The organism is Janibacter corallicola NBRC 107790, assembly GCF_001570965.1.
GTDB lineage: Bacteria > Actinomycetota > Actinomycetes > Actinomycetales > Dermatophilaceae > Janibacter > Janibacter corallicola.
On the sequence record NZ_BCSR01000067.1, the window covers coordinates 1 to 9,200 of the forward strand.

9 protein-coding genes are annotated in these 9,200 nt (G+C 69.6%); 3 read left to right on the forward strand and 6 right to left on the reverse strand.

Going from position 1 to position 9,200, the window contains the following annotated elements; all coding sequences use genetic code 11:
- From JCO01S_RS14680 to JCO01S_RS14700, 5 genes are all read right to left on the reverse strand, one after another.
- On the reverse strand, positions 1-228 hold a 228-nt coding region (locus JCO01S_RS14680; RefSeq protein ID WP_068257413.1), incomplete at its 3' end, for a EutN/CcmL family microcompartment protein.
- A complete protein-coding gene (locus JCO01S_RS14685) occupies positions 225-719 on the reverse strand; it encodes a hypothetical protein (protein WP_068257416.1) in 495 nt (164 codons plus the stop codon). The genes JCO01S_RS14680 and JCO01S_RS14685, both read right to left, overlap by 4 nt.
- Positions 716-1,318, reverse strand: coding sequence for a BMC domain-containing protein (locus tag JCO01S_RS14690; RefSeq protein WP_068257420.1), 603 nt, complete (start codon positions 1,316-1,318; stop codon positions 716-718). The genes JCO01S_RS14685 and JCO01S_RS14690 overlap by 4 nt, the downstream gene beginning before the upstream one ends.
- Positions 1,319-1,325: 7 nt before the next feature.
- Positions 1,326-3,119 carry an aldehyde dehydrogenase family protein gene (locus tag JCO01S_RS14695; protein WP_084342966.1) on the reverse strand — a complete coding sequence of 598 codons (1,794 nt, stop codon included), beginning with the start codon at positions 3,117-3,119 and terminating at the stop codon, positions 1,326-1,328.
- Complete coding sequence (locus JCO01S_RS14700; protein ID WP_068257423.1) at positions 3,119-4,402, reverse strand: class-III pyridoxal-phosphate-dependent aminotransferase; 1,284 nt, start codon at positions 4,400-4,402, stop codon at positions 3,119-3,121. The genes JCO01S_RS14695 and JCO01S_RS14700 overlap by 1 nt, the downstream gene beginning before the upstream one ends.
- Positions 4,403-4,730: 328 nt before the next feature.
- Between JCO01S_RS14700 and JCO01S_RS14705 the strand changes: the two genes are divergently transcribed.
- Both JCO01S_RS14705 and JCO01S_RS14710 read left to right on the forward strand, forming a co-directional pair.
- On the forward strand, positions 4,731-6,269 hold the full coding sequence (locus JCO01S_RS14705; RefSeq protein WP_369407303.1) for an APC family permease: 1,539 nt from the start codon (positions 4,731-4,733) through the stop codon (positions 6,267-6,269).
- Positions 6,270-6,369: 100 nt separating this feature from the next.
- Positions 6,370-7,872 carry an amidohydrolase gene (locus JCO01S_RS14710; RefSeq protein ID WP_068257426.1) on the forward strand — a complete coding sequence of 501 codons (1,503 nt, stop codon included), beginning with the start codon at positions 6,370-6,372 and terminating at the stop codon, positions 7,870-7,872.
- A 9-nt stretch (positions 7,873-7,881) separates the two neighbouring features.
- Here the strand turns inward: JCO01S_RS14710 and JCO01S_RS14715 are convergent, their stop codons facing one another.
- A complete protein-coding gene (locus tag JCO01S_RS14715) occupies positions 7,882-8,343 on the reverse strand; it encodes a hypothetical protein (protein ID WP_068257429.1) in 462 nt (153 codons plus the stop codon).
- Between the two features lie 214 nt (positions 8,344-8,557).
- Here JCO01S_RS14715 and ahpC point away from each other — a divergent pair, with 214 nt between their 5' ends.
- Positions 8,558-9,124, forward strand: coding sequence for an alkyl hydroperoxide reductase subunit C (gene ahpC, locus JCO01S_RS14720; RefSeq protein ID WP_068257431.1), 567 nt, complete (start codon positions 8,558-8,560; stop codon positions 9,122-9,124).
- Positions 9,125-9,200: the final 76 nt, after the last annotated feature.

A 9,200-nucleotide genomic window follows, 5' to 3' on the forward strand; every position in this document is an offset into this window, starting at 1 on the left:
CGAGCCGATAATCAGCGCGTCCACCGGCGGGGGTGTGCCGGGGAACCACGCCGCGGCCACGGAGCCCTGGGCGACGATGACGTGCTCGCCGGTGCCGGTGCCCATGACGTCGAAGGCGACGATGGTGGACCCCGACCCGTCGACGGTGACGTCAAGCAGGGCCCCGCCGGGCAGGCCGTCGACGCGCTTGGTCGACCAGACGTTGCCGGTCACGATTCCTCGGATCATTGCCGCTCCTTCTCGATGCGGACGCCGAGCGTCCTGGCTTTGTCACGCGCGAGGGGTGTGAGCACCGCGGCCCGGGCCAGGAGCAGGTGCTGGCCGGAGGCAGCGGCGTCGGCGACGGTGCGCTCGGTGACGGCGCCGCGCTCGACCCGTCGCGCGGATGAAACCGGGCCGTCCCCGCTGGCGGGGACCAACGGGGTAGCCGGGCTGCCACCTTCGAGGGAGAACCGGAGCCACCCGTTGCGCACGTCCGCCCGGCTCTTGGGGTTCTCGAAGAGGGCGAGGAGCTGGCGGGTGAAGGCGGCCAGGTCTTCGTCGGTGCGCAGCCGGATCGTCTGAGTGCGGGTGCGTGCCCCGGTGCGGGTCACCAGGCCATGCCAAGGGTCGGCGCGTTCCGGCGCCGCGGAGCTGGCGGTGCCCTCGCGCTCGGTGAGCGCCTCGCGCACGGCTTCGGTGACCATGGCGCGCAGGAGCTCGGTTGGCACGGTGCTCATGACAGGCCCCGCAGGGCGTCCTCTGCCGCCTCGGCCGCAGTCCGGATGTCGGCCTCGGTGCCGCTGAGGTAGACACGTCCGGTGGCGCCCATCATGCGGTAGTCGACGACCTTGATCTCGGCGGCCTTCTCCGCCTCGTTCGTGGCCAGGACGGCGTAGGAGGCCGGCTGGCATTCCAGGACGAAGAGCGTCTCCCCGGCGATGCACATCGAGCCGGAGCGGTTGCGGTTGATGAGGAAGGCGTGCTGGGGGTCGACGGAGGAGACGATCTTGCTGGCCAGGATCTTCGGCGCGGTGGCATCGCCGCGGCTGGCGCCGAGGGCGTCCAGGACCCCTTCGGCCGCCGCCTGGACGGGCCCGGTCTCCCCGTGGAACTCGAGGTAGCCGAACTGTCGCTCGACCACGAGGATCCCGGCCGAGACGTCGGCGTGCTTCAGAGCGGCGTCGGTGAGCGGCTCGATGTCCAGCCCCGGGGCGACCTCGAGGACCTGGGCCGCGGTGTTCGCCCGCGGCAGGGTGCCCTTGATCCACGTGCCCAGGTAGCACATCGTCTGCGGCTGCAGGCGGTCGATGAAGATGAACGAGCGCAGTTCGGCCATGGGTCAGTCAGTCCTTCAGCATCGTGGACAGCTCGGCGGCTACGAGTCGACGGATCTCGGCCCGCAGGGCGCTCTCGTCGGCCGTGGGCACGCCCCGGCCCTGCAGGGAGCCGGTCGAGCGTTGGGTCAGGTCCTCCGTCACACGGTCCAACATCGCCGGGGCGTCCGGTGCCTCCGGAGCCCGGCCCTCTCGCGCACGGGGGTCGTTGGCGGCCCACGGGTAGACGGGTACCGGACCAGCGTGCTCCTCCCACGGGGAGCGACCGCCGAAGTCGGCCATGGTCTCAGCGTCGTCGCTGTTGTAGGCGATACGGGCCCAGTCGAGCAGGTGCTTGGGCTGGAGGTTCTCACCGAGGCCGGAGTTGCCGATGAAGCCGGTGCCCACGGTCATCGTGGGGGCCAGGTTCGTGTCCAGACCGGAGCTGCCGGTTGAGCTTCCGACGTTGACTGCCACCCGCAGCACCGGGACCGTGGCCCCAAACTGCATGATCGTCTCGGGGTCCGTGGAGTGCAGCGCGGCGGAGTGCCCCGAGCCGGCAATGCGCACGATCGAGCGAGCGGCGGCGATGCCGCGGGCGGCGTCCGGGACGCGCAGGACGCCCAGCACGGGGGAGAGCTTCTCGTGCGTCATCATCTCCTCGGGCACCGGTGCCTCGAAGGGGGCGAGGAGGACCTTCGTCGCGGGGCCGGATCGGATCCCGGCGTCGGCGGCGATGAGGTGGGCGTCGCGCCCCACGACGTCGGTGTTGAGCTTGCCCATGGGGAACATGTGCGCGGTCAGGTTCGCGACCTCGTCGGTCTCCAGCAGGTGGGCCCCGGCGCGCTCCATCTGCGCGAGGAGCGCATCGGCGACGCTCTCCTCGACGATGAGCACGGACTCGTTCGTGCAGAGCACGGAGTTGTCGAAGGCCTTCGAGTCGACGATCCGCTGAGCCGCTGCGCGGATGTCGGCGGTGGAGTCGACCATGACGGGGACGTTGCCCGGGCCCACGCCCAGCGCCGGGTTGCTGGAGCTGTACGCGGAGCGGACCACGCCCGTGCCCCCGGTCGCGACAATTACGCCGGTGCGGGGGTCGCCCATGAGGGTCTCGACGAGGGGGATCGTCGGGTTCTCGACGCACTGGACGATCCCGCTGGGTGCGCCGGCCGCCTCCGCCGCCTGGGCCAGGACGCGGGCCGCGTCGGCGCAGACGTGCTTGGCCATCGGGTGGGGGCTGATGACGACGGCGTTGCGGGTCATCAGCGCCAGGATCGTCTTGAAGTACGTCGTCGCCACCGGGTTGGTCGAGGGGGTGATGGCCAGGACGACCCCCGCGGGACGGGGAATCTCGACGATCTTGGAGTGCTCGTGCACGCGCGGGGTGACGTAGTCGTGGCCGGCATACTCCTCGAGGAGGCCCACCGAGCAGGCGAGGTTCTTGCGCTCCTTGTGCTCGACGACGCCGAAGGTGGTCTCGGCGACCGCCATCTCGGCGTGTCGCCGGGCCTCGCCGGCAGCCGCCCGGGCGACCGCGGTGACGATCCGGTCGACGTCGCCCTTGGTGTAGGTGCCGTAGGCCCGTGCTGCCCAGCGGGCACGCTCCAGCATCTGACCGGCGCGGGCCTTCTCCGAGGCGGCCGCGGCCTGCGGGCTCTTCCGACTGGCGGCCGGCGTGGCCGAAGGAGTCGGTGGAGCCTGCGTGGCTTCTGGGGTCGCGGGATGGGACCACCGCGAGGCGGTGCCGGAGGGGTCCTTGGCATGTCGCCGCTTCAGCTCGGCGACGCGCTCCTTGCTCCAGGGCTCGTCCGTCGTGGTCGACATCAGCCCGCCCTCCTCTGGGTGGTGAATGCGTGCGCGGCACGGGAGATCGCCAGACCGGTGCGGTCCAGGAGCTCGTCGCACAGGTCGGGGCTCAAGAGCACCCCGGGCTTGTACTGCAGGACGCTCGGGTCGAGGGTCGAGAAGATCGCCCAGACGCCGAGCTCGTAGAGCTCGCGCATCACGTATTTCGCCCCATCCGGTCCGGGGAACTCCAGTCCGAAGATCACCCCGTTCTGGCGGATCCCGGAGAAGAAGCCCGGGTGGTCAGCGGCGATCTCGGCCAGGCCCGTGCCCATGGTCTCGGCGATGTAGTGGACGCCCGAGCGGGTCTCCGGCCGGGTGGTGATCTCGAGGGCCTTCAGCGCCGCGATGCACCCGAGCTCGGCGCCCCCGAAGGTTGACATGTGGGCGAAGCCGTCCTCATCGAGCCAGGCGCCCGAGTGCTCACCGAGCAGGACGCACGCGATGGGGTAGAGGCCACCGGAGATGCCCTTGCCGGTGACGAGGATGTCCGGGTCGATCCCGTGCTTGGTGATTCCCCACAGCTCTCCGGTGCGCATCAGGCCGGTCTGGACCTCGTCGGCGATGTACAGCGTGCCGTAGCGCTCGCAGAGGGCCTTGACCCTTTCGAGGTAGCCGGGCTCGGGCAGGGGGAAGCCGTAGGTCGCAGGGATCGTCTCCATGATCACCGCGGCCACGTCACGACCGGAGAGGGCCGCCTCCATGGCTGCCAGATCGTTGAAGGGCACGTGCGGGAACTCCGCGTCCTGCTCGGAGAGGAAGAACTTCGTGAACCGGTCGTCTCCGGCGGCCACGGCCAGCCCGGTGTGGCCGTGGTAGGCCTTCTGGATAGAGACGATCTTGCGTCGTTGGGTCGCGTGCCGCGCGGACTTCAGTGCGATGTCGATCGCCTCCCCGCCGCCCGAGGCGTAGGCGACTCGGGTCAAAGACGGCGGGGCCGTGGCTACGAGCTCCTCGGCCAGCGCGGTCCGCGCCAGCGAGGGGAAGTGGTGGTTGCCCATGTCGAACTGGTCCATCGCGTTCCGGACCGCATCGACGACCTCAGGGTTCCGGTGGCCGAGGTTGTAGGTGCCCCCGTTGAGGTGGACGTCCATGAGGCGGCGGCCGTTCATGTCCCACAGGAAGTAGCCCTCGCGCCGGTCGATGACCAGGTCGACGCCCGCGTCCTGCCAGAACTGGGTCTTGTCGCTGTTCCAGTACTGGCGCGACTTGGCGAGGATGTCGTCCTTGTCCTCGTAGGCGAACTGCTCGTAGTCGTGCATGGGGCCGTCCGTGGTCTCGGGAGCGCTGCGTGCGGCTCCGCCCGGTGCATGGTCGCCCTCATCCTCAATCGGTCCAGCACGCTTTGTCAACGGTACAACCAAAGGGAAACCAAATAAGGGAAAAGGCTTGTAATTGGTACACGCTGGTGGGAGGCTCGCCGGTTAGATGTGGTGCCGACCACATCGGATGACCGATATCCCCAAGAGGTGTCCAATGACGTCACACCCGCAAGAAGCCGCCCCGAACAACGAAAACACCAGTGCCGCAAAGGCGCCTGAGGTACAGCGATTGCGTCGAGGCGCAGTCGGCCTGTTCGGCGTCATGTTCATGGCGGTGGCGACAGCCGCCCCCATCACCGCGATGGTCGGCAATGTCCCCATCGCCATCGGGTTCGGAAACGGTGCGTACGCCCCGGCCGGCTACGCCGTGGCCACCATCGTGCTGTCCCTCTTCGCGCTGGGTTATTCGGCGATGGCCAAGCACATTACCGCGACCGGGGCGTTCTACGGGTTCATCTCCCACGGGCTGGGGCGGGTCGTCGGCATGGGGGCAGGTGCGTTGACCACGTTGGCCTATGTCGTCTTCGAGGCGGCCCTGGTCGGCATCTTCAGCTTCTTCGCCAGCTCGTTCTTCGCTGAGCACCTCGGGATGGACATCCCCTGGCTGGCCTTCGCCTTCCTCATGCTCGCGGTCAACGCGGTGCTGACCTACTTCGACATCAACCTCACCGCCAAGGTGCTCGGGGTCTTCCTGATCACCGAGATCATCATGCTCGGACTCATGGGGTTGACGGTGCTCTTCACCGGTGGCGGCCCAGAGGGTTGGTCGCTGGGCTCCCTCAATCCGCTCAACGCCTTCGTCAACCTCGACCAGACCGTGCCGAACCCCTCGGGGAGCGGGACGATGGCAGCAACGGGAGCCGCCGGACTGGGGTTGTTCTTCGCGTTCTGGTCTTGGGTCGGCTTCGAGTCCACGGCCATGTACGGCGAGGAGACGAAGGAGCCGAAGAAGATCATCCCCAAGGCGACGATGCTCTCCGTCATCGGAATCGGCGTCTTCTACGTGATCATCTCCTGGCTGGCGATCGTGGGCACCGGGCCCGAGCAGGCGGTCTCCCTGGCCCAGGACCCGAGCCAGGCCGGCAACATCTTCTTCGGTGTCGTCGACGCACACCTCGGCGGCTGGGCGGTCGTCCTCTTCGAGTTCCTGCTGATGACCGGCTCTTACGCCTGCGGCATGGCCTTCCACAACTCGGCCTCGCGCTACATCTATGCCATCGGGCGGGAGGACCTGGTCCCGGGCTTCGGCCGGACGCTGGGGGCAACGCATCCGGTGCACCGCTCGCCCTACGTCGCCGGCTTCGTGCAGACGGGCATCGCCACCATCATCGTGCTGACGTTCTTCTTCACCGGTCGGGATCCGTACTCCCAGCTGTACACGCTGATGGCGATCCTCGGGACGACGGCGATCCTCATTGTCCAGGCGTTGACGGCCTTCTCGGCGGTCTCGTACTTCCACGTACTGAAGAAGCACCCGGAGACTGCGAACTGGTTCCGCACCCTTGCGGCCCCGCTCGCGGGCGGTCTCGGAATGCTGTATGTGATCTACCTGCTGATGCAGAACGCCAGCTTCGCGGCCGGGGACGCGGCCAGCGACATCATCTTCACGATCTCGCCGTGGCTCGTTCTCCTCGCCGGTGCCGGCGGCATCGGGTTCGCACTGGTGGCGCGGCGCTTCATGCCGGCCCGCTACGACATCATCGGGAGGATGGTGCTCGACGACACCCAGGAGCGTGACGGCTCGGCGGACGAGCCAGACTTCCACGTCAGCGACCCCCTACACGGACGGGATCCCCGCGACGTCTGACGAGGTACTCCGGTCGCTTCCGATCGGCCGGCGAAGGGTGGCGCATGCCCCCTTCGCCGGCCGGGTGCCGCCTCGCGGCTGCCCGTCGTAGGCTCCCGGCATGACCACCCGCGGGCCCCACGTGCTCATCACGGGCGCGCGCCTGCGCGCGGGAGCGGATCCGGTCGACATCCGTGTCCGTGACGGCCGGATCGTCGAGGTCGGCACCGGACTGGCTGGCGACGGCGCCGAGCGCCACGACGCCGGCGGCGCTGTCGCACTCCCCGGGCTCTGGGACGGGCACGTGCACTTCGCCCAGTGGGCCGCGATGTCCCGCCGCGTGGATCTCGCCGACACCGCCGGCCCGGAGGAGGTCACCGCGAGGATCGCGACGCACCTGGCAATGGAGCAGCCGGAACCGGGCGCGGTCGTGCAGGGCTTCGGCTGGCGCGTGGCCGGGTGGGATCGGCTGCCGACCACTGCCGAGCTGGACGCGGTCGTCGGGGACCGCCCCGTCGTCCTGATCTCCGGGGACTGCCACGCCGGCTGGCTGAGCAGCGCCGCCTTCCGCGCACTGGGCTTGCCCGTGCGGGAGGGCCACATCGACGAGGACGACTGGTTCCCCATCTACGCCGGCCTCGCCGACCTGCCCGAGGACCCCCGCGCGGTGCACGCCAGCCTGCAGCGCGCGATGCGCCGAGCGGCGGCGAAGGGGGTCGTCGGCATCGCCGACATGGAGTTCGAGAGCGGGCGAGAGCTGTGGCCGCGGCGCATCGCCGCCGGCTACGACCTGCTGCGGGTGCGGCCGTGCACTTACCCCGCCGGCCTCGAGGCGACGATCGCCGCCGGGGCGCGCACCGGGGACGTCCTCGACGAGGCCGGCCTGGTCACCATGGGCCCGCTCAAGGTCATCTCCGACGGGTCCCTCAACACCCGGACAGCGTGGTGCTGCGAGCCCTTCGTCACCGACGACGTGCTCGGGGACCCCTACGGCAAGCAGAACGTCGACCTCGCCGAGCTCACCGGATTGCTCTCGCGGGCGCGCGCGCACGGACTGACCGGTGCGGTGCACGCCATCGGCGACGCCGCCCTCGTCGACGCGCTGAAGGCCTTCGCCGCCAGTGGTGCCCGTGGCAGCATCGAGCACGCCCAGCTCATCCGGCCCGAGGCGCTGTCGACGATGGCCGACCTGGGCCTCGTCGCGAGCGTGCAGCCGGCCCATCTGCTCGACGACCGCGACTCCACCGAGGCCCTGTGGCCGGACCGGCTGGACCGCTGCTTCGCCCTGCGTTCGATGACGGAGGCGGGGATCCCCCTTCGCCTCGGGTCGGACGCCCCCGTCGCCCCGCTCGACCCGTGGCTGGCGATGGCCGCGGCGGTGCACCGCAGCAGCGATGAGCGTGACCCGTGGGCACCGGAGCAGGCGCTCACTCCCCGCGAGGCGTTGCTCGCCTCGACCGACGGCGTCCGTGCCCTCGAGGTCGGTGGACCGGGGGACCTCGTGCTCGTCGAGGAGGACCCCACCCACGGGGGCGGGGCCGGGACCGCCGAGCAGGCCGATCGCCTGCGTCGGGCGACCGTGCTCGCCACCGTCGTGGGCGGCCGTCTCACCCACTCCGCCTGACGGCGGGCCTCAGCGGAAGTCGGCGACGAGCTCGTCGATCCGCTCGGCCGTGGGCGGGGCCTCGCCGCCGCAGACCGACGCCGAGACCGTCCGGTCCAGGTCGCCGGCGCCCTTGACGGTGAGCATCGTCGCCCCGCCGCCGGTGCAGGATGTCTCCTCGTCCTCGATGCCCTCGAGGTCGTCCGGCAGGTCGGCGACGAAGTCCTCCCACTCCTGCGGGTCCATCGGCTCGGTGCTCGGGCCGTCCTGACCCTGCTCGTGCACGATGCCGTCCGCGGAGAGGGTGAGGGACTCGCCGTTCTCGTACTCCTCCGGGGTGGAGCGTGGCACCCAGGACACCGAGACCTTCACCGTGGCCGGGTCGGGCCCGGCCGACTCGTCATCACCCGGGCTGGTCTCCTGCTCGGCGCCGCAGGCAGCGGTCGCGAGCATGAGGAGCGCCGAGAGCAGGAGGGTGGTCGGGGTCCGCATGCCTGTGAGACGTCGGGGAGTGGCGAATGGTTCCCCCGTCGGTCGTGAGGTGCCTTCGGGGCAAGCGTCACGAAGGGCAGGGAACGGGGGCTTGGGGCCCGACTTGAACCCTGGGCGTGAGCACGTTAGATTGGAACTGTTCCAAAGGACGCATAACTCCAGTTATGAGAGTTCTTCGGACCACACACCCGACATCGAGGAGACAGGTACACACATGTCGCTCATCAACACGCAGGTCCAGCCCTTCGAAACCACCGGCTATGTCGATGGTGAGTTCAAGGACTTCTCCGACAAGGACATCGCCGGCAAGTGGGCGATCTTCTTCTTCTACCCGGCGGACTTCACCTTCGTCTGCCCGACCGAGCTGGAGGACCTGGCCGCGGAGTACGACGGCACGCTCAAGGACCTGGGCGTCGAGGTCTTCTCCGTCTCGACCGACACCCACTTCACGCACAAGGCGTGGCACGAGACCTCCGACGCCGTCGGCAAGGTGACCTACCCGATGCTCGGCGACCCGACCGCCCAGATCGCGCGCAACTTCGAGATCCTGCGCGAGGACGAGGGGCTGGCCAACCGCGCCACCTTCCTCATCGACCCGGACGGCGTCATCCAGTTCGCCGAGGTCACCGCCGAGGGCATCGGCCGCAACGCCAAGGAGCTGGTGCGCAAGGTCAAGGCCGCCCAGTACGTCCGCAAGAACCCGGGCGAGGTCTGCCCCGCCAAGTGGGAAGAGGGCGAGGACACCCTGGCCCCGAGCCTGGACCTCGTCGGCAAGATCTGATCGAGCCGCATCACCTCGGGTGAGGGGCGGCACCGAGCCGCCCCTCACCCTTCCCCCGCCACCCCCCTTCGCCCGA

What these genes read in the sequence shown, in the direction of transcription:
- JCO01S_RS14715 (WP_068257429.1), bottom strand. Translation starts at nt 8,343, where the DNA reads ATGCGGACCCCGACCACCCTCCTGCTCTCGGCGCTCCTCATGCTCGCG.
- JCO01S_RS14710 (WP_068257426.1), top strand. Translation starts at nt 6,370, where the DNA reads ATGACCACCCGCGGGCCCCACGTGCTCATCACGGGCGCGCGCCTGCGC.
- JCO01S_RS14685 (WP_068257416.1), bottom strand. Translation starts at nt 719, where the DNA reads ATGAGCACCGTGCCAACCGAGCTCCTGCGCGCCATGGTCACCGAAGCC.
- JCO01S_RS14700 (WP_068257423.1), bottom strand. Translation starts at nt 4,402, where the DNA reads ATGCACGACTACGAGCAGTTCGCCTACGAGGACAAGGACGACATCCTC.
- JCO01S_RS14705 (WP_369407303.1), top strand. Translation starts at nt 4,731, where the DNA reads ATGGCGGTGGCGACAGCCGCCCCCATCACCGCGATGGTCGGCAATGTC.
- JCO01S_RS14690 (WP_068257420.1), bottom strand. Translation starts at nt 1,318, where the DNA reads ATGGCCGAACTGCGCTCGTTCATCTTCATCGACCGCCTGCAGCCGCAG.
- ahpC (WP_068257431.1), top strand. Translation starts at nt 8,558, where the DNA reads ATGTCGCTCATCAACACGCAGGTCCAGCCCTTCGAAACCACCGGCTAT.
- JCO01S_RS14695 (WP_084342966.1), bottom strand. Translation starts at nt 3,119, where the DNA reads ATGTCGACCACGACGGACGAGCCCTGGAGCAAGGAGCGCGTCGCCGAG.